The 17,595-nt window shown below is 65.7% G+C and carries 19 protein-coding genes; 16 read left to right on the top strand and 3 right to left on the bottom strand.

What is annotated here, in order from left to right; translation table 11 throughout:
- Positions 1–18: 18 nt before the first annotated feature.
- Positions 19–1,329, bottom strand: coding sequence for a bifunctional tetrahydrofolate synthase/dihydrofolate synthase (folC, locus tag AXYL_RS13880; RefSeq protein WP_041653461.1), 1,311 nt, complete (start codon positions 1,327–1,329; stop codon positions 19–21).
- A 164-nt stretch (positions 1,330–1,493) separates the two neighbouring features.
- Between folC and AXYL_RS13875 the strand changes: the two genes are divergently transcribed.
- The 4 genes from AXYL_RS13875 (at position 1,494) to AXYL_RS13860 (ending at position 5,345) form a co-directional block, all read left to right on the top strand.
- Entirely contained in the window at positions 1,494–1,910 is a 417-nt protein-coding gene (locus AXYL_RS13875) for a cupin domain-containing protein (RefSeq protein WP_013393428.1), read from the top strand.
- Between the two features lie 68 nt (positions 1,911–1,978).
- Complete coding sequence (locus AXYL_RS13870) at positions 1,979–2,950, top strand: Bug family tripartite tricarboxylate transporter substrate binding protein (RefSeq protein ID WP_013393427.1); 972 nt, start codon at positions 1,979–1,981, stop codon at positions 2,948–2,950.
- Entirely contained in the window at positions 2,947–4,179 is a 1,233-nt protein-coding gene (locus tag AXYL_RS13865) for a CaiB/BaiF CoA transferase family protein (RefSeq protein WP_013393426.1), read from the top strand. Before AXYL_RS13870 ends, AXYL_RS13865 begins: the two co-directional genes overlap by 4 nt.
- Positions 4,179–5,345 carry an acyl-CoA dehydrogenase family protein gene (locus AXYL_RS13860; RefSeq protein ID WP_013393425.1) on the top strand — a complete coding sequence of 389 codons (1,167 nt, stop codon included), beginning with the start codon at positions 4,179–4,181 and terminating at the stop codon, positions 5,343–5,345. Before AXYL_RS13865 ends, AXYL_RS13860 begins: the two co-directional genes overlap by 1 nt.
- A 34-nt stretch (positions 5,346–5,379) precedes the next feature.
- Here the strand turns inward: AXYL_RS13860 and AXYL_RS13855 are convergent, their stop codons facing one another.
- Positions 5,380–6,117, bottom strand: a complete 738-nt coding sequence (locus AXYL_RS13855) for an IclR family transcriptional regulator (RefSeq protein ID WP_013393424.1) — start codon at positions 6,115–6,117, stop codon at positions 5,380–5,382.
- 142 nt (positions 6,118–6,259) lie between these two features.
- Between AXYL_RS13855 and AXYL_RS13850 the strand changes: the two genes are divergently transcribed.
- From AXYL_RS13850 to AXYL_RS13820, 7 genes are all read left to right on the top strand, one after another.
- Complete coding sequence (locus AXYL_RS13850; RefSeq protein WP_013393423.1) at positions 6,260–6,637, top strand: flagellar protein FlaG; 378 nt, start codon at positions 6,260–6,262, stop codon at positions 6,635–6,637.
- A gap of 142 nt (positions 6,638–6,779) precedes the next feature.
- Positions 6,780–8,165 (top strand): flagellar filament capping protein FliD, encoded by a 1,386-nt coding sequence (gene fliD, locus AXYL_RS13845; protein ID WP_013393422.1) that lies wholly within the window; start codon positions 6,780–6,782, stop codon positions 8,163–8,165.
- An 18-nt stretch (positions 8,166–8,183) separates the two neighbouring features.
- On the top strand, positions 8,184–8,612 hold the full coding sequence (gene fliS / locus AXYL_RS13840; RefSeq protein ID WP_013393421.1) for a flagellar export chaperone FliS: 429 nt from the start codon (positions 8,184–8,186) through the stop codon (positions 8,610–8,612).
- 47 nt (positions 8,613–8,659) lie between these two features.
- A complete protein-coding gene (locus tag AXYL_RS13835) occupies positions 8,660–9,013 on the top strand; it encodes a flagellar protein FliT (RefSeq protein ID WP_013393420.1) in 354 nt (117 codons plus the stop codon).
- Positions 9,010–10,371: a flagellar hook-length control protein FliK gene (locus AXYL_RS13830; RefSeq protein WP_013393419.1), complete on the top strand. Its 1,362-nt coding sequence runs from the start codon at positions 9,010–9,012 to the stop codon at positions 10,369–10,371. The genes AXYL_RS13835 and AXYL_RS13830 overlap by 4 nt, the downstream gene beginning before the upstream one ends.
- A complete protein-coding gene (locus AXYL_RS13825) occupies positions 10,371–10,688 on the top strand; it encodes an EscU/YscU/HrcU family type III secretion system export apparatus switch protein (RefSeq protein WP_013393418.1) in 318 nt (105 codons plus the stop codon). The genes AXYL_RS13830 and AXYL_RS13825 overlap by 1 nt, the downstream gene beginning before the upstream one ends.
- 24 nt (positions 10,689–10,712) lie before the next feature.
- Complete coding sequence (locus tag AXYL_RS13820; RefSeq protein ID WP_013393417.1) at positions 10,713–11,516, top strand: flagellar brake protein; 804 nt, start codon at positions 10,713–10,715, stop codon at positions 11,514–11,516.
- Positions 11,517–11,608: 92 nt separating this feature from the next.
- On the opposite strand, the gene fliE is transcribed toward AXYL_RS13820, so the two are convergent.
- Positions 11,609–11,941, bottom strand: a complete 333-nt coding sequence (fliE, locus tag AXYL_RS13815; protein WP_013393416.1) for a flagellar hook-basal body complex protein FliE — start codon at positions 11,939–11,941, stop codon at positions 11,609–11,611.
- Between the two features lie 330 nt (positions 11,942–12,271).
- On the opposite strand from fliE, the gene fliF reads away from it, so the two are divergent.
- From fliF to fliJ, 5 genes are read left to right on the top strand one after another with little or no spacing between them, the layout of a single operon-like run.
- Positions 12,272–13,933 (top strand): flagellar basal-body MS-ring/collar protein FliF, encoded by a 1,662-nt coding sequence (gene fliF, locus AXYL_RS13810; RefSeq protein WP_013393415.1) that lies wholly within the window; start codon positions 12,272–12,274, stop codon positions 13,931–13,933.
- Entirely contained in the window at positions 13,923–14,933 is a 1,011-nt protein-coding gene (gene fliG / locus AXYL_RS13805; protein ID WP_013393414.1) for a flagellar motor switch protein FliG, read from the top strand. Before fliF ends, fliG begins: the two co-directional genes overlap by 11 nt.
- Positions 14,926–15,669, top strand: coding sequence for a flagellar assembly protein FliH (gene fliH / locus AXYL_RS13800; protein ID WP_013393413.1), 744 nt, complete (start codon positions 14,926–14,928; stop codon positions 15,667–15,669). Before fliG ends, fliH begins: the two co-directional genes overlap by 8 nt.
- Positions 15,666–17,141 carry a flagellar protein export ATPase FliI gene (gene fliI, locus AXYL_RS13795; protein ID WP_013393412.1) on the top strand — a complete coding sequence of 492 codons (1,476 nt, stop codon included), beginning with the start codon at positions 15,666–15,668 and terminating at the stop codon, positions 17,139–17,141. The genes fliH and fliI overlap by 4 nt, the downstream gene beginning before the upstream one ends.
- On the top strand, positions 17,134–17,583 hold the full coding sequence (gene fliJ / locus AXYL_RS13790) for a flagellar export protein FliJ (RefSeq protein WP_013393411.1): 450 nt from the start codon (positions 17,134–17,136) through the stop codon (positions 17,581–17,583). Before fliI ends, fliJ begins: the two co-directional genes overlap by 8 nt.
- Positions 17,584–17,595 lie beyond the last annotated feature (12 nt).

Genomic DNA, 17,595 nt, shown 5'->3' with positions numbered 1-17,595 from the left:
CGACTGACCCGCTGCTGCCTATGCCTTGCGACCCAGAGCCTGCAAAACCGAGGCTACGGTGAGAAACGAGCCGGACACCACGATTCTATCATTCTCCCCTGCCCGTTCGCGCGCAGCCGCGAAGGCCTGGGCAGGATCCGCATACACGGAGATGCCCGGTTTTTCGCCGTCTGCAGGCGCGGGCGGCAGCGCCGCGGCGACTTGCTCCGCCAGCGCTTCGCCAGGCGTACCGCGCGGCCCCGGCAAGCCGGCGCAGTACCAGTTGTCGATGCGCGTCCCGAGCTTGGCGACGACGCCGGCCAGGTCCTTGTCGTTCAGCATGCCGAACACCGCATGGGTGTACGGATGGAACCCCATGTTGTCCAGGTTCTGCGCCAGTACCGCTGCGGCATGCGGGTTATGCGCCACGTCCAGGATGACCGCGGGCTGGCCCGGCAGGATCTGGAAACGGCCTGGCAGCGACGCCTGCAACAGCCCCAGGCGCACGGCCTGCTGCGGCACCGGCAGACGGTCGCGCACCGACTCCAGCGCCGCCAGCGCGGCCGATGCATTCAACAACTGGTTGGCGCCGCGCAGCGCCGGATAGGCCAGCGAATTGCGGCGCTGTTCACGCCCGCCGTAGGCCCATTGCTGGCGGTCGCCGGAATAGTTGTAGTCACGGCCGAACAGCCACAGATCGGCGCCGATATTCTCAACGTGATCCAGCAGCGATTGCGGGGGCACGGGGTCGCTGCAGATTGCCGGCCGGCCGCTGCGGTAGATATGGGCTTTCTCGAAACCGATTTTTTCGCGCGTATCGCCCAGCCAGTCGGTGTGGTCCAGATCCACGCTGGTGACGATGGAGCAGTCGGCGTCGACGATGTTGACGGCATCCAGCCGCCCGCCCAGGCCGACTTCCAGCACCACGGCGTCCAGCTTCGACTGCGAGAACAGACGCAGGATCGCCAGCGTGGTGAATTCGAAATAGGTCAGCGAAACGTCGCCGCGCGCTGCCTCGACCGCCTGGAACTGGGCGATCAGCGCCTCGTCCGTGGCGATCTGGCCATTGATGCGGGCGCGTTCGTTGAAATCAATCAGGTGCGGGGAGGTGTACAGCCCGACCTTGTAGCCGGCCGCCAGCAGGATCGCTTCCAGCATGGCACAGGTGGAGCCCTTGCCATTGGTGCCGCCGACGACGAACTTCACGCCGGACAGCTCCAGCCCCATGCGCCCAGCGACCTCGCGCACCCGGTCCAGGCCCATGTCGATGGCGGTGGCGTGGATCGACTCCAGATACTGCAGCCAATCGGACAGGGTGGCAGAAACGTCGGGCGTGCGGGCAGAAGACATGACAAAGCCGGAAGTGAAGTCAGCGTTCGATTTTAGCAGTCCGCGCACGGTGTTTTCCCTAATCCCCCAGGGAGCGGCAAGGTATCCGGATCGAAAAACTGCTTGCCGATATTTTTCTCATACATAAAAATAATTTCACGTATGGAAATTTTAACGGACCAAAAATGACGCAGAGCAAGACCCCAGCCTGGCTGGTGCGCGAGGCCGACGTGCCCGGCTATCACCCCGCCAACCACACCGGCACCCTGAACCGCCGCCTGATCGGTCCGGACACCGTGGGCTCCCGAGGCGTGGAAGTGCTGCTGGGCGTAATCGACAAAGGCAAGGGCGCCCTGCCGCACGCCCACCCTGGCATCGAGCAAGTCTGCTACCTGCTGTCCGGGACGGCGCGCGCGCAGGTGCAGGACGAATGGGCCGACATGAGTCCGGGAGACTGCTGCTACTTCCCCCCGGACATTCCGCATGTCTTCACCGTCACCAGCGACGAGCCCGCCCGCCTGCTGGTGATCTACACGCCCCCCTATGAAGAATCCCCAGACCGCGTGATACGCGGCTTTCCGGCGCCACCCCCAGCCGCTTGACGCGGCGCAGCCCCGGGCAGCGGACGCAGAAACCGCGCCGGGATCCGAAGCACACAGGAGACAAATCCATGAAACCTCTAAGCCTGCTGGGCGCCGCCCTTATCGGCGGCGCGGCGCTGGCTGCCGGCCCCGCCGCGCACGCCGCTGATTACCCCACCAAACCCATCACCCTGATCGTCCCCTTTCCCGCCGGATCCGGCACCGACGCCGTGGGCCGCATCTTCGGGGCCGAGCTCGGCAACATACTGGGCCAGCAGGTCGTGGTGGAGAACAAGCCCGGGGCCAACGCCACCATCGCGGCCAATTACGTCGCTCGCGCCAAGCCCGATGGCTACACGTTGTTCGTCACCACCAACACCTCGCATTCGGCGGCGCCCTGGCTGATGAAGAACGTGCCCTACGATCCGGTCAAGGACTTCACCGCCATCGCCCGCGGCGGCAACCTGCCCTTCATCCTGGTGGTGAATCCGAAGCGTCCCTGGAAAACGGTGGGCGAACTGGTCGCCGACGCGCGCCAGCATCCGGGCCGCATTACCTACGCCAGCGGCAACAGCACCGGCATCGTCGCCGGCGCCACGCTGGCCAACCGCGCCAAGATCGACATCCTGCACGTTCCCTACAAGGGCACGCCGCAAGGGCTGACCGACGTGGTCGGCGGGCAGGTCGATTTCATGTTCACCGACCTGGCTTCCGGCCTGCCCTTCGTGCAATCGGGCCAGCTGCGGGCGCTGGCCGTGTCGACCGCCGAACGCAGCGCCATTGTCCCGGACCTGCCTTCCATGGCCGAGTCCGGCGTGCAGGATTTCGACCTGAACTCATGGAACGGCTACTTCGGCCCGGCCGGCATGCCGCCGGAAATCGTGGCCAAGCTGAATGCCGCAATCAATCAGGTGGTGGCCAAGCCGGACGTGAAAAAGCGCTTGGCCGGCCTCGGTTTTGACGCCTTTTCCAGCACGCCACAAGCGTTCTCACAGTTCGTCGGCGCCCAGTTGGACCTGTGGGGCAAACTGATCCGCGACGCGGGGATAGAACAGCAATGAGCGCATCACCGCAATCTGGCACGCAGGCCTCCGGCCCGTTGGCGGGCGTGCGCATCCTGGACCTGAGCACGGTGGTGATGGGCCCCTATGCCACCCAGGTCCTGGCCGACCTGGGCGCCGACGTCATCAAGGTGGAACCGCCGGCCGGCGACAACATGCGGGCCGTCGGCCCCATGCGCAACCCCGGCATGGGGCATATCTATCTACATCTGAACCGCAATAAGCGCTCCGTCGTGCTGGACCTGAAGACGCCGGAGGGGTTGGAGGCCTGCCTGACACTGGCCGAAAGCTGCGACGCCCTGCTCTACAACATCCGTCCGCAGGCGATGGCCCGGCTGGGCCTGTCCTACGAGGCGGTGGCGGCGCGCAATCCGCGCATCGTCTACCTGGGCGCCTACGGTTACGGCGAGGCCGGCCCCTACGCCGGGCGCCCCGCCTACGACGACCTGATCCAGGGCCAGACCGGCATCGCCGCCCTCTCCGCGCAGCAAAGCGGGGACGTGCCGCGCTACGCGCCGCTGACCCTGGCCGACCGGGCGGTCGGGCTGCACGTGGGCATCGCGCTGGTGTCCGCAGTGCTGCACGCCCGCGGCGCGGGGCTAGGCCAGCAAGTGGAAATCCCCATGTTCGAAGGCATGGCCCACCTGGTGCTGGGCGACCATCTTGGCGGCGCCACCTTCGATCCCCCGCTCGGCCCCACCGGTTACGCGCGCCTGTTGGCGCCGCACCGCCGCCCCTACGCCACGGCCGACGGCTATATCAGCTTGCTGATCTACAACGATAAGCACTGGCGCAACTTCTTCGACCTGATCGGCCGGCCCGAATTGTCGCGGGACCCGCGCTTCAGCTCCCACGGCGCACGCGCCGCCCACATCGGCGAGGTCTACGCCTTTGTCGCCGAGGTCGTCGCCACCCGCCGCAGCGAGGAATGGCTGGAAGGCCTGGCGCGGGCGGACATTCCCGCCTCGCCGCTCTATTCCGTGGACGACCTGCTGCAGGACGAGCACCTGGCCGCGACCAACTTCATCCGGACCATGGACCACCCCAGCGAAGGCCCGATCCGCACGACGGCTCCCCTGGGCAGATACGAAAGCACCCCCACCTCCCTACGCCGCCCCGCCCCCAGGCTGGGCCAGCACAGCCGCGAAGTGCTGGCCGAGGCCGGCTATGACCCCGCCCGGATCGACGCCATGGCGGCCCGCGGCATCACCCAGGATGAAAACCACTGATGGACTTTGAATTCACCCCCGACCAGTTGGCGCTGCGGGACGCCGTGGCCCGCATCTGCGAGCGCTATCCGGACGAATACTGGCTGGAGCGCGACCGCGAAGGCGGCTTTCCTGAACCTCTGCACGCCGATCTGGCGCGCGACGGCTGGCTGGGCATCGCCATGCCCCAGGAGTATGGCGGCGCCGGCCTGGGCATGACCGAAGCCGCACTGATGATGCAGACCATTGCGGCCTCCGGCGCCGGCTTCACCGGCGCCTCGGCCGTCCATATGAACATCTTCGGCCTGAACCCGGTCGTGGTGTTCGGCAGCGACGAGCAGCGCCGCCGCTGGTTGGAACCCCTGATCGCCGGCCGCGAGAAGGCCTGCTTCGCGGTCACCGAACCCGACGCCGGGCTGGACACCACCAAGCTCAGCACCCGCGCCGTGCGCCAGGGCGACGAGTACGTGGTGCATGGCCGCAAGATCTGGATCTCGACCGCCCAGGTCGCGCACAAGATGCTGCTGCTGGCGCGCACCACCCCGCTGTCCGAGGTGGCAAAGCCCACCCAGGGCCTGTCGCTGTTCTATACGGACCTGGACCGCAACAAGGTAGAAGTCCGCGAAATCGAGAAGATGGGCCGCAAGGCGGTGGACTCGAACATGCTGTTCATCGACGGCCTGCGCATCCCGGTGGCCGACCGAATCGGTGAGGAAGGCCGGGGATTCGAATACATCCTGCACGGACTGAACCCCGAGCGCATCCTGATCGCGGCCGAGGCGGTGGGTATCGGCCGCGCCGCACTGGATCGGGCGGTGAAATACGCTGGCGAGCGTACCGTGTTCGGCCGCCCCATCGGCCAGAACCAGGGCATCCAGCATCCGCTGGCACAGGCCTGGATGCAGCTGGAAGCCGCCGACCTGATGGTGTTCAAGGCCGCCAGCCTGTATGACGCGGGCAAGCCCTGCGGCCCCTACGCCAACTCGGCCAAGTACCTGGCGGCCGAGGCCGGCTACAACGCCTGCCAGACCGCGGTCATGACCCTGGGCGGCATGGGCTACGCCAAGGAATACCACGTGGAGCGGTTGCTGCGCGAGAGCTTCATTCCCCGCATTGCGCCGGTCAGCCCGCAACTGATCATGTGCTTCATCGCGGAAAAAGTGCTGGGCCTGCCCAAGTCCTACTGAACGGCGGCGTTTGATCAGCGGCCAGGCCTGCCTGTCAGGCCTGCTGCTCCAGCGCCGTGCAGGCCGAGCGCAGGATGCGCGCGTAGGCTTCCTGCTGCGGCTCGATCCGGTAGATCGGCCCGCCCACCGAAATCGCATAGTGTTCGCCGGACAGGGTGACCGGCCAAGCGATCGCGCCCACGTCCGCAATGGACTCGCCGCTGTTCATGAACCAGCCGCGCTGGCGCGACAATTCCAGGTCCGCGAGCAGCGCCTCGCGCGTGACCAGGGTGCGCTCGTTGTGGCGGGTCATGACCATGCCCACAAGCATGGCGTCGCGGGCTGGCGCATCCAGCAGCGACAGCAACGCTTTTCCCAGCGAATTTGCATGAACGTCTTTGAATTCACCTGCAACCGGCGCGTATCTGATGGTATGCGGAGAATCCAGCACGTCCAGGTAGACGACTCGGCCTTCCTGGCTCAATTTGGCGAAAACAATCGTTTCGCGCGTAGCGTCCCTTAATTCCGTGAGGCTCGGATAGACCCGATCCAGCACCGGATCGGCGCGGGCGATGCGCTGCGCCATGGCCAGCAGCCGGCCGGTCGGGTAGTAACCCTGGCGCCGGCCGGTTTCATACAGATAGCCGAGGCCCGTAAGGGTACGGATCAGGGCCAGGCAACTCGATACCGGCACATCCAGCAGCCGGGCCAGCTCCGATAGCGGCAGCGCGCGCTTTTCGCGCGCATAGGTTTCGATGATTTCGATAACTCTCAGCGCCGTCTTGACACTCATTACCCGATCCGAACTGTTTAGCACGTGAAACATCTGGCTCGCCGGTGGCTAAAGTTCCCTGCGGGCCTGCCGTTATCGTAGCTGAGAATTCCCTGAAAACAGCGCGTTCCTCCGAGACGCCCACATCGCCGTTGGAGTGATCATGGCCGTAACCCCCATAGCCCCTGCCTCGTTTGCGCCAGCGCCGGTCGCCCCCGCGCCGCTCGCGCCGGACCCCGCCGTGAGCGTCGTGCCCACGGCCGCCGCAACGAACAGCGGGGCTTCGGACAACGCGACGTCGGATCAGTCCGACTCGCAGAAGCTACCCCTGGACAAGGCTCTGGACGAAATCAACGACCAGATGAAAGCCTGGTCCACACAGCTGAAGTTCGAAATAGACCCGAACGTGCATCAGGTCGTTGTGTCTGTGGTGGATGCGGAATCAGGCGATGTCATACGCACGATTCCCAGTGAAACATTGCTGAAAATCGCCAAAATGATCGTGAACATGCAAGGAAACGGCATCAAGACCTCTGCCTGATCCGGCCCCGTAATCGACTCAAATGCTCCCCGAAGCGAGCATGTATCCGGAAGCGTCGAATTAGGCCCGCCTTATGCCCTTACCCGGCCAATCGCCGGCACCATATTTTTGACAGAATCGCATCGCTAGAAAGGAATTTCACATGGCTTCTATCACCAACCTCGGCTCGACCACCGGCTTGCCCCTCGAAAAGATCCTGACGGATCTACAGGCGGCCGAGGACAAAAAACTGAGCTTGTACACGAATCGTCAGGCGAGCTATGAGGCTCGCGTCAGTGCGTTCGGGCAGGTACAAAGCGCGGTGGAAGCCTTGCAGAAAGCCGCCGCGGCGCTGGGGAAATCGTCAACATTGGGCGCAGTAAAGACCAATGTGGTCGGAGACGGCGTGACCGCCAGCGTTTCTGGCGACGGCGCTACGGTGGGTGAATACACACTGAAAGTGCAAAATCTCGCCAGTACTCAAACCCTGCGATCTGGCGCCGTTACCGATCGCAAGGCCTCCAATGGCACGATGGGTTCGATTGACATCACCCTTGCGGATGGCACGACCTCCAAGGTGGATCTCAGCGCCGATACGTCCCTGGATGGCATTGCCAAAGCGATCAACGCCAACGACAAGGCCGGCGTTCGGGCAACCATCATTAGCGATGGCAACGGCAACAACTATCTGATGCTCAGCGCAAAGGCGTCCGGCTCCAAAGGCGCGGTCGCCTCCATCAACGTATCTGGCGATGCGCAACTCAAGAGCCTACTGAGCTACAGCGCAAACTCTAGCGACCCAGGCCCCAGAATGACGCAGCAGACTGCCGGGGTGGACGCAAAGCTTGAAATCAACGGGATTACGGTCACCAGCGGAAGCAACAATGTCTCCAATGCCATTGACGGCATCACCCTCAATCTGACCGCCCAGACGGAAGTCGGCAAGTCCGTTACGCTCAAGGTGGAAAACGACCCAGCGACGGCGAACAAGGCTATCCAGGACTTCGTCAACGCCTACAACGCACTACAGAACACCATCACCAAACTGACGGCATTTGATACCAAGGCTCAGACCAACCAGGCTCTGACCGGCGATGGCACCACGCGCGGCATTCAATCCGCGTTGTCCAGTGCCCTGATGGTCGTCACCGGCGAAGGCTCCTTGCGGTCGCTGGGAGACCTGGGTTTTTCGAGCGATCCGAAGACGGGTCAACTGAAGGTGGACCAAACCAAGCTCGACAAGGCGCTGGCCGAAAATCCTGCCGACATTCAACGCCTGATGGCATCGACCGACGGCCTTGCAGCCAAGTTTGACTCCGCCATCAAGGGCATTCTGGGCGACAAAGGCTCCATCAAGGCCAGCACGGAAGGTCTGAGCAGGTCGATTAAAGACGTGCAAGACCAGCTGGAGCGCGCAAAAGCGACCAGCGTCGCAGCGATGGACGCGATGCGCACCCAGTTCGTCGCATTGGATAAGTTTGTGTCGCAGCAGACCGTTACGGCCAACTACCTGACACAACAGTTCGCGGCTTTGGCCAAGTCCAAGTAACCTCAAGAAGATGCATTGATGACCTACGCCGCGCGCCGCCCAACCGGCTTCCATTCTGTTCGTTCATATACCGACATAGGCCTGGAGACACAAGTTCTAGGCGCCAGCCCTGAACGGCTGATTTCTCTGCTGTATATGGGCGCCCGAGCAGCTATCGGACAGGCGCGCCTTCACATGCAAGAGGGCAGAACGACGGAACGTGGAACAGCGATCTCGAAAGCAATCAAGATTGTCGACGAAGGGCTGAAGACCGGACTGAACATGGAAGCAGGCGGAGAGATTGCAGGAAACCTCGCACGCCTCTATGACTACATCATCCGCACGCTGTTGACGGCGAACCTGAAGGTGGATGCCGAACAGCTCGACATAGCCGACCGCCTCCTAGCAGACCTGGCCGAGGCTTGGCAGACATCCATAGACCGGCCTGTCGGCGGGATACAGCCTTGATGGCACGAAACACGAATTTAGCCAGCCATCGATCGCCCGAGATTTCCATGACGTCCCTGACCCAGTACACCCACCCTATCCTGGACCACTATCAGGAGATCGCCCTCATTACGGCAGACATGCTTTCGGCCGCTCAGTCGGGCGACTGGGATGCCGCGATGGTCCATGGGCAGTTGTACTGTGAACAAGTTGAACGCTTGCGATTGGCTGAGGCCAGCGCGCCGCTGGACGAGGCCGGACGCGCCATGAAGTATGACCTCCTCGTGCGCATCCTGGAGAACGACGCGCTCACTCGTGACCTGGCGCTGCCGCAATTAGCCCGTCTGGGCGATTTGCTGGGACGCATGAAGCGCCAGCAGACTCTACTGTCCGCCTACGGCTACCAGGCGCCTGAAGAATGAGCGTAGGTCCCGCCGCACTCGGCAACGTCCTGGTGCAGCGGCTGGACGCCGTGCTAGGCACGACGATGTCCGCCGCCAGCGCCAATCAAGTCTCCGGCGCCCGGCCCGACGCGGTCAGCCAGCCCGGCAACCTGGAAAAGCCCGGCGCCTCGGACGGCTCGACGCGCGACCCGCGGCAAGGCATACAGACTGGCGGCGCCCGCGGCGACCGCCAGAATACTGTCGTCGACCCCAAAACCGCGGCAGCGCTGGCGCTGGCTGCCCGCGGCCTGGTCACCAGCAGCGACACCACCGCCTCAGCCCCGACCACGCTGGGCACGACGGCGCGCACCATTCTGGCCTTGCTGGCCCAATTCCCCGAGGCGGCTCCGGCAGTTCAGGGCCGCGCGCCCCTGTGGACCGCCGACGCGCAGGCCGGCCAACCCGCCGCCGGCGCCGGCCCCATGCCGACAGCGCAACCAGGCCAGCAGCCCGCGCAGACCGCTGCGCAGACACCTCAGCCCACGCCTGGCCAGACGCCGACGCAGACCACCGCCCAGCAAGCTTCCGCTCTCGCGACCTCGGTCGCGGCTGCTTTGGACGGCGATAGTCCGGCGACCGCCGCCAAGCAGAACCTCCTGACCGGACACGGCGCAAGCGCCAACGCCGCCAAAGGACCAGACGCCGCAGCGCATGCCGCCCTGGCGGCGGGCGGCCCTTCCGCCCGCGCCCTGGGACAGGCCCTGCGCCAGGCGCTGCAAGGCAGCGGACTGTTCTACGAGTCCCATCTGACCGACATGGTCTTCGGTCGGGCCAGCCCGGAGCAATTGCGCAACGAACCGCAGGCCATGCTTGGCAAGAATCCGCCCGCACAGGAATCCGCACCTTCGCGTTCGCGGGTCGGCACGTCCGCCAGCGGACGCCCGGGCACGGACGCCGCACCCAGCAGCACTGGTTCCTCCAGTTCATCCGCCCCCGGCACGGCCGTCAGCGGCATACACCAAGACCTTACGCCGCTCGTCCGCCAGCAGCTCGACGTGCTGGCCAACCAGACGCTAACCTGGCAAGGCGAAGCCTGGCCCGGCACGCCCATGGAATGGGAAGTCGAACGCGACCCCTACGGCGGCGACCCGGACTCCGCGGTCCCCACCTGGGCAACGCGGCTGAAGCTGGACCTGCCCCGCCTGGGCCTGGTCGACGCCCGCTTGAACCTGGCCGGCGATCAGATCGTCCTGCAGCTGATCGCGCCGCACAGCGCGGCCGAGATCAATGACTCCTCGGACTCGCTGCGCGCGCGCCTGCTGGCCGCCGGCCTGACCTTGAGCAATCTGTCGGTGAACGTGGTCGAACCGCGCCCCGGCATTCCCGCCGATATCTGATGAGCCGCCTCACCCCCCATCCGGAATCGGACCCGAACGCCGGCCGCAACGCAGCGGTCGCCATTTCGTACGAAGACAAGGACGGCGCTCCGCGCGTCGTCGCCAAAGGCTACGGCCAGCTCGCGGACACCATCGTCCGCGCCGCCCAGGAAAACGGGCTCTATGTCCACGAGTCGCGCGAACTGGTCGGCCTGCTGATGCAGGTGGACCTGGACGCACATATTCCGCCCCAACTCTACGTAGCGGTGGCAGAATTGCTGGCCTGGCTCTATCGCCTGGAATCGCGCGAGTTCCCCGAACCCGCTCCGCCCGCCTGACCCTATTACCTGAGGAAGACCAAAGTGTTGGATGCCAGCGACCCGGAGTTCCTGCTGACCCGGCCTGAAGAGATGCGCTCGGCCCTGTTCGAGCTGACCCACCCCGACAGCCACATCCTCGTTCGCGACGCCGCGGACCGCGAGATGGCGGTGCTGATCCTCGGCGTGGACAAGCAGGCCGGCGAGTTCTTCTGGAGGCCGCGCGATTACGCTGGCGCGGACTTCGAGCAATCCGACTCCATGGGCTTGCTGAGCGGCGCCACTTTCCACTTCCATGCGACCGCCTACGGCGGCGTGCAGATCCGCTTTCGCGTGCAGCGGCCGCAGATCATTCATTTCGACGACGGCAGCGCCGCGCTGGTCTCGCCTTTCCCCGAGCGCCTGGCCCGCATCCAGCGCCGCAAGATGTTTCGCGCTTCCCTGATCGCGGCCGCCAACGTGTGCCGCGCGAGCTGGCAGGCATCCCCCGCCGACAAGCCCTACACGTTCACGATACGCGACATCTCGGTGGACGGCGTGGGCCTGCGGGCAGGACTGGCGGTCCCCGCCCTGCCCGAGCGCGGCACCGTGCTGGAAAACGTGCAGCTGGATTTTGGCGACCATGGCAAGCTCAACGCCAGCCTGGAAGTGCGCAATGTGTACCCGGTCTCGGGTCAACCGATGGTGCAGTCCACCGATCCGGACGAACCGGCGCCCAGGCATGTTTCGCTGACAGGCGAGCCGCCGGTCAGCCACCTTGGGGCCATCTTTCTCAATCTGGACGCGCGCCAGGAAAACTGGCTGCAGCAGGTAGTCTGGCGCCTGGAAAAAGGCGCCCAACGCAATTGATGGCTGGCTGTGGGAACTTGCGCTGCAAGTTCCCTCCGGATGCCTGCCCGCGCTTGCGGCCGGGACCGAAGCGCTGACCCCAGAAACAGAACTCAGACCGCCATCGAGGATATTTCCTTGTAGGCCGCAACCAGCTTGTTGCGTACCTGCACCGCCGTCTGGAAGCCGATGCTGGCCTTCTGCATGTCGATCATGACGTCGTTGAGCGAAATATCGGGCGCGCCCAGCTCAAAGGCCTTGGCCTGCGCCGTGGCGGCGTTCTGGGCCGAGGTGACGCGACGGATGGATCGCTGCAGTTCCGCGGCGAAGCCATCCGGCTGACCGACCATTTCACCTGCGGCGAGGTTACCGGTCTCTGCCTTGCTTACTACCGTGCGCATCTGCTGAAGCATGCTTTCGATGCCGGACAAGCCTGATACAGCCATTACCTGATTCCTTGCTGGTGGGGATTACGTCAATGTTGCGCACAGCGTACCCCCGATCCCGCCGGTTCATAGCCGACAAGAACCGCCAAAAAACCCGACATTTCCGCGTATGCAGCCGCCTCTCGCCCGGGCAGCGACGGCGACTTTCGCCTTGTGGGGGACATAGGGGATAAGTAACGCCAAAAACCGGCTGTTTTCAACGATTGGGATGGACGTCTCAGGGGCAATAATCCACGCTCTCCCCAGACCAGAAGCACGTTGCATGTGTAATCTGCCCTACCCAGACATGAAGTCCCATCTCCAGCTCCGCGTGGCCAGCGGGGGCCGCCAATGAACCAGCAGGCCACCCTGAGTTCGTCGCTGCTGACGAAATTCCCCGCGCTGGAGAAGGTGCGCGCGCTACCCAAGCCCATTCTGCTGGGCGCGGCGGCGGCGCTCGTTGCGGTCATCGTCGCCGTGGCGATGTGGAGCAGCGAACCCAAGTACAAGGTGCTGTTCTCGAACCTGGACGACCGCGATGGCGGCGCCATCGTGGCGGCGCTGGGGACGATGAACGTGCCCTACCGCTACAACGAAACCGGCACCGCCGTGCTGGTTCCGGCCGACCGCGTGTACGATGCCCGCCTGCAGCTGGCGTCCCAGGGTCTGCCGCGCGGCGGCTCCGTCGGCTTCGAACTGATGGACAACGCCCGCTTCGGCGCCAGCCAGTTCACGGAACAGATCAATTATCAGCGCGGCCTTGAAGGCGAGCTGGCGCGTTCGATCGAAGCCATGCACACCGTGCAGCATGCCCGGGTGCACCTGGCCATGCCGCGCCAGTCGCTGTTCGTGCGCGAGCGCCAGGCGCCCACCGCCTCGGTGCTGCTGAACATGCATCCCGGCCGCAGCCTGAGCGATGCGCAGGTCTCCGCGATCTCCTGGCTGGTCGCCTCGAGCGTCCCCGAACTCACCGCCGAAAACGTGTCCATCGTCGACCAGAACGGCCGCCTGCTGTCGGCGCCGATGGGCGAAGGCCGCGGCATGGACGCCGACCAGATGCGCTTCGTGCGCGAAATGGAACAGCGCACGGTCGAGCGCATCCTCACCATCCTCAATCCGCTGGTGGGCCCGGGCAACGTCCACGCCCAGGCCAGCGCCGACGTCGACTTCGCCCGCCGCGAAGAAACCTCCGAGGTCTACCGCCCGAACCAGGAACCCGGCCAGGCCGCCGTGCGCAGCCAACAGACCAGCGACTCCTCCCAGCGCGGCGTCAACGCCGCCCAGGGCGTGCCCGGCGCGTTGTCGAACCAGGCACCGGCCAATCCGCAGGCCCCGATCGCCAACCCGCCGCAACCGCAGCCGCCCCGCCCCGGGCAGCCGCAGCAACCCGCCAACGCCCAGCAGCAGACCAGCACGCAAGCCGCCACCGGCAACCTGAACGAACGCCGCGACGCCACCACCAACTATGAAGTGGACCGCACCATCAGCCACATCAAGCAGCCGGTGGGCAACCTCAAGCGTCTGTCGGTGGCCGTGGTCGTCAACTACATGCGCGACAAGGACGGCGAACTGCAGCCCCTGCCGCCTGAAGAACTGAACAAGCTGACCAATCTGGTGCGTGAAGCCATGGGTTACTCCGAGCCCCGCGGCGACTCGCTCAACCTGGTCAACAGCCAATTCAACGACGGCCCGCCGCCGGTGCCGATGTGGCGCGATCCGGAAATGATCTCGCTGTTCAAGACGATCCTGGCCTGGCTGGTCGGTGGTGTGCTGGCGCTGTGGCTGTACCGCCTGCTGCGCCGCACGGTGGGCGACTACCTGTACCCGCCGGTCGATCCGGAACAGGCTGAAGCCGAGCGCGTCGAAGCGGCGCGCGAGGCCCAGGACGCGGCCCGCGCCAAGGAAGTGGACCGCTACCAGGACAACCTGGAACGGGCCCGCACGATGGCCAACAAGGATCCGCGCGCCGTTGCGATGGTTCTGCGCACCTGGATGAGCAAAGATGAAAAATGATTCCACTCCGCTGGACGGCATGACGCGCAGCGCCGTTCTGATGATGTCGCTGGGCGAGGACGCCGCGGCCGAGGTCTTCAAGTACCTCGGCGCCCGTGAAGTGCAGCAGGTCGGCGCCGCCATGGCCAGCCTGAAACAGGTCACGCGCGCCGACGTGGCCGTGGTGCTGGAAGAATTCCGCCAGGAAGCCGACCAGTTCATGGCCGTCACGCTGGGTTCCGACGACTACATTCGCACCGTCCTGACCAAGGCGCTGGGCAGCGACCGCGCCGCCGGCCTGATCGAAGACATCCTGGAAGCCGGCGAAGGCGGCAGCGGCATCGACGCACTCAACTGGCTGGATCCGAACACCGTGGCCGAACTGATCGGCGACGAACACCCGCAGATCATCGCGACCATCCTGGTGCACCTGGAGCGCGACCGCGCCGCCGGCGTGCTGGCGTTGCTGACGGACCGCCTGCGCAACGACGTGATGTTGCGTATCGCCACTTTCGGCGGTGTGCAGCCCGCCGCGCTGTCCGAGCTCACCGAAGTCCTGAACTCGGTGCTGGCCGGCCAGGGCGCAAAGCGCAGCAAGATGGGCGGCGTGCGCACCGCGGCCGAGATCCTGAACATGATGAACTCGGCCGAGGAAGAAACCGTGGTCGCAAGCCTGCGCGAGCGCGACAGCGATTTGGCGCAGAAGATCATCGACGAGATGTTCGTCTTCGACAACCTGCTCGACGTCGAGGATCGCGCCATCCAGCTCATCCTCAAGGAAATCGACAACGACACGCTCATGGTCGCGCTCAAGGGCGCCCAGGAAGAGCTGCGCGCCAAGTTCCTGCGCAACATGTCCAGCCGCGCCGCCGAAATGCTGCGCGAAGACCTGGACGCGCAGGGCCCGATCCGCATGTCCAAGGTCGAGGCCGAACAGAAGAAGATCCTGCAGATCGCGCGCCGCCTGGCGGAAAGCGGCCAGATCGTCCTGGGCAACCAGGGGGACGACGCGTATGTCTGAAGTGGACAGCGGCGCCACGGCGCTCATCTCGCGCAGCGCCGCCTGGCGGCGCTGGCAGATGCTGTCGTTCGACCAGCCCGCAGTCGTCGAGCCGGAGCCCGAGCCCGAACCCGATCCGGGTCCGGACCCCGAGGTGGTAATGGCCCAACTGCGTGCCCAGGCGCTCGCCGAAGGCCGCGACGAAGGCCATGCCCTGGGCCATGCCACCGGCCTGGAAGCCGGTCAACAGGCGGGATACGAAGCCGGCCTGGCCGCTGGCCGCGAGCAAGGCTACGCCGAAGGCCTCAACCAGGCCCGCGAGCAAGGCGCCGCGGAAGCGCAGCGCCTGCACGCGCTGGTTGAGGCCTGCGCCGCGTCCCTCGGCTCGCTCGAAGAAAAAATGGGCCAGGGCCTGCTGACCCTGGCGCTGGACATCGCCCAGCAGGTCGTGCGCACCACGCTCGCCGAGCAGCCGGACACCGTGGTCAGCGCCGTGCGCGAAGTGCTGCACATCAATCCCACCGCCGGCGGCCAGATGCGCTTGTGGGCCAACCCCGAAGACATCGAACTGATCCGGCTGCACCTGGCGGACGAACTCAAGGAAGGCCATTGGCGCGTCCTCGCCGATGAGTCGATCTCGCGCGGCGGCTGCCGTGCTGAAACGCCCTACGGCGACATCGACGCCACCTTGCAGACGCGCTGGCGCCGGGTCGCGGCCTCGCTGGGCCGCAACGTGTCCTGGGAGGAGCCGGCGTGAGCGCCAATCCGGTCCCCGGCCAGCCGGCCGCGACTGCCGTGCCGGTCATCGACCGCTGGCAGACCCAGCTGCAGATCGGCTCGATCCGCGCCGCCTCGACCGACCCCTGGCTGGTCAGCGGCAAGATCACGCGCGCCACCGGCCTGGTGCTGCACGCGACCGGCCTGCGCCTGCCGGTAGGAGCGGCGGCCCGCATTGAAATCGCCCGCGGCCACGACCATTGGGCGGACGCCGAAGTCGTCGGCTTCGACGGCCACACCCTGTATCTGATGCCGCAAGCCGACATTTCCGGCTTGCCGCCCGGCGCGCGCGTCGTGCCTGGCGAGCCTCCCGTCCAGCGCCAGATCCCGCTGCCGCGCAAGGCCGAACTGAACGGCAACGCCAAGCCGCAGCTGGGCCGCCACCTGCCCGTGGGCAACGCCTTGCTGGGCCGGGTGCTGGATGGCGCCGGCCGGCCGCTGGACGGGCTGGGTCCGCTCACGGGCGCCGAACTGGCGCCCCTGTCCGCCCAGCCGATCAACCCGCTGTCGCGCGCGCCCATCGACACGGTGCTGGACACGGGTGTGCGCGCCATCAACGGCCTGCTCACGGTCGGCCGCGGCCAGCGCATGGGCCTGTTCGCCGGCTCCGGCGTCGGCAAGAGCGTGCTGCTGGGCATGATGGCCCGCTATACCAAGGCCGACGTCATCGTGGTCGGACTGATTGGCGAACGCGGCCGCGAAGTCAAGGAATTCATCGAACACAACCTCGGCCCCGAAGGCCTGGCGCGCTCGGTGGTGGTGGCCGCGCCGGCCGACGTGTCGGCGCTGCTGCGCCTGCAAGGCGCGGCCTATGCCACGCGCCTGGCCGAGCACTTCCGCGATCAGGGCCTGGACGTGCTCCTGATCATGGACTCGCTGACCCGCTATGCCATGGCGCAGCGCGAAATCGCCCTGGCGATCGGCGAGCCGCCCGCCACCAAAGGCTATCCGCCCTCGGTCTTCGCCAAACTGCCGATGCTGGTCGAACGCGCCGGCATGGGCGCGCCTGGGGCCTCCGGCAAGGCCGGCTCGATCACCGCGTTCTACACCGTGCTGGCCGAAGGCGACGACCAGCAGGATCCGATTGCCGATTCGGCCCGCGCCATCCTGGACGGCCACGTCGTGCTGTCGCGCCACCTGGCCGAAGCGGGCCATTACCCCGCCATCGACATCGAAGCGTCGATCTCGCGCGCCATGACCTCGCTGATCACACCCGAGCAGTTCGCCGTGGTGCGCCGCTTCAAGCAAAGCCTGTCGCGCTTCCAGCGCAACCGCGACCTGATTGCGGTGGGCGCCTACGCCGCCGGCAACGATCCGCAGCTGGACGAGGCCATCGCCCGTTATCCGCGCCTGGAAGCCTTTCTGCAGCAAGACATCGGCGAAAACGTCGGCTACGAAGCCGCCGTCAGCCAGTTGCGCGCCAGTTTCGAATTGAGGGACGCTTATGCCTAGCCAATTGCCTTTGGACATGCTGATCAACCTGGCCAAGGAAAGCACGGACGAAGCCGCGCGCCTGCTCGGCAGGCTCGGCGCCGAACGCACCAACGCCGAGCGCCAATTGTCCATGCTGCACGACTACCGCCAGGACTACCTGGAGCGGCTGCAGCAGGCCATGACCAGCGGCATGTCGGCCAGCGATTGCCATAACTATCAGCGCTTCATCAGCACGCTGGACGACGCCATCAGCCAGCAACAAGGCGTGCTGCGCCAAGCGGACGACAACCTCGCGAAGGGCCGGCTGTACTGGCAACAGGAAAAGCGCAAGCTCAACTCGTACGACGCCCTGGCGCAGCGCGAGTTGCGCGCCCAAGCGGTGGTCGAATCGCGCCGCGAACAACGCGCCAATGACGAATACTCCGCCCGCCTGGTCCAACGCCAGACCGGCATGCATTAAGCAATACCTCAC

Origin of the sequence: Achromobacter xylosoxidans A8, from assembly GCF_000165835.1 — a bacterium.
GTDB classification, from domain to species: Bacteria; Pseudomonadota; Gammaproteobacteria; order Burkholderiales; family Burkholderiaceae_B; genus Achromobacter; species Achromobacter xylosoxidans_B.
Note: the sequence above shows the minus strand (reverse complement) of the source record. Positions and strands in the feature narration are given on the sequence as shown.

Excerpts from the sequence above, each read along its gene's own strand:
- fliS (WP_013393421.1), top strand. The coding sequence starts at position 8,184 with ATGACCTACGCCGCGCGCCGCCCAACCGGCTTCCATTCTGTTCGTTCA.
- AXYL_RS13830 (WP_013393419.1), top strand. The coding sequence starts at position 9,010 with ATGAGCGTAGGTCCCGCCGCACTCGGCAACGTCCTGGTGCAGCGGCTG.
- fliF (WP_013393415.1), top strand. The coding sequence starts at position 12,272 with ATGAACCAGCAGGCCACCCTGAGTTCGTCGCTGCTGACGAAATTCCCC.
- fliD (WP_013393422.1), top strand. The coding sequence starts at position 6,780 with ATGGCTTCTATCACCAACCTCGGCTCGACCACCGGCTTGCCCCTCGAA.
- AXYL_RS13855 (WP_013393424.1), bottom strand. The coding sequence starts at position 6,117 with ATGAGTGTCAAGACGGCGCTGAGAGTTATCGAAATCATCGAAACCTAT.
- AXYL_RS13870 (WP_013393427.1), top strand. The coding sequence starts at position 1,979 with ATGAAACCTCTAAGCCTGCTGGGCGCCGCCCTTATCGGCGGCGCGGCG.
- AXYL_RS13825 (WP_013393418.1), top strand. The coding sequence starts at position 10,371 with ATGAGCCGCCTCACCCCCCATCCGGAATCGGACCCGAACGCCGGCCGC.
- fliE (WP_013393416.1), bottom strand. The coding sequence starts at position 11,941 with ATGGCTGTATCAGGCTTGTCCGGCATCGAAAGCATGCTTCAGCAGATG.
- AXYL_RS13860 (WP_013393425.1), top strand. The coding sequence starts at position 4,179 with ATGGACTTTGAATTCACCCCCGACCAGTTGGCGCTGCGGGACGCCGTG.
- AXYL_RS13835 (WP_013393420.1), top strand. The coding sequence starts at position 8,660 with ATGACGTCCCTGACCCAGTACACCCACCCTATCCTGGACCACTATCAG.
- fliH (WP_013393413.1), top strand. The coding sequence starts at position 14,926 with ATGTCTGAAGTGGACAGCGGCGCCACGGCGCTCATCTCGCGCAGCGCC.
- fliJ (WP_013393411.1), top strand. The coding sequence starts at position 17,134 with ATGCCTAGCCAATTGCCTTTGGACATGCTGATCAACCTGGCCAAGGAA.
- fliG (WP_013393414.1), top strand. The coding sequence starts at position 13,923 with ATGAAAAATGATTCCACTCCGCTGGACGGCATGACGCGCAGCGCCGTT.
- AXYL_RS13875 (WP_013393428.1), top strand. The coding sequence starts at position 1,494 with ATGACGCAGAGCAAGACCCCAGCCTGGCTGGTGCGCGAGGCCGACGTG.
- folC (WP_041653461.1), bottom strand. The coding sequence starts at position 1,329 with ATGTCTTCTGCCCGCACGCCCGACGTTTCTGCCACCCTGTCCGATTGG.
- AXYL_RS13850 (WP_013393423.1), top strand. The coding sequence starts at position 6,260 with ATGGCCGTAACCCCCATAGCCCCTGCCTCGTTTGCGCCAGCGCCGGTC.
- AXYL_RS13865 (WP_013393426.1), top strand. The coding sequence starts at position 2,947 with ATGAGCGCATCACCGCAATCTGGCACGCAGGCCTCCGGCCCGTTGGCG.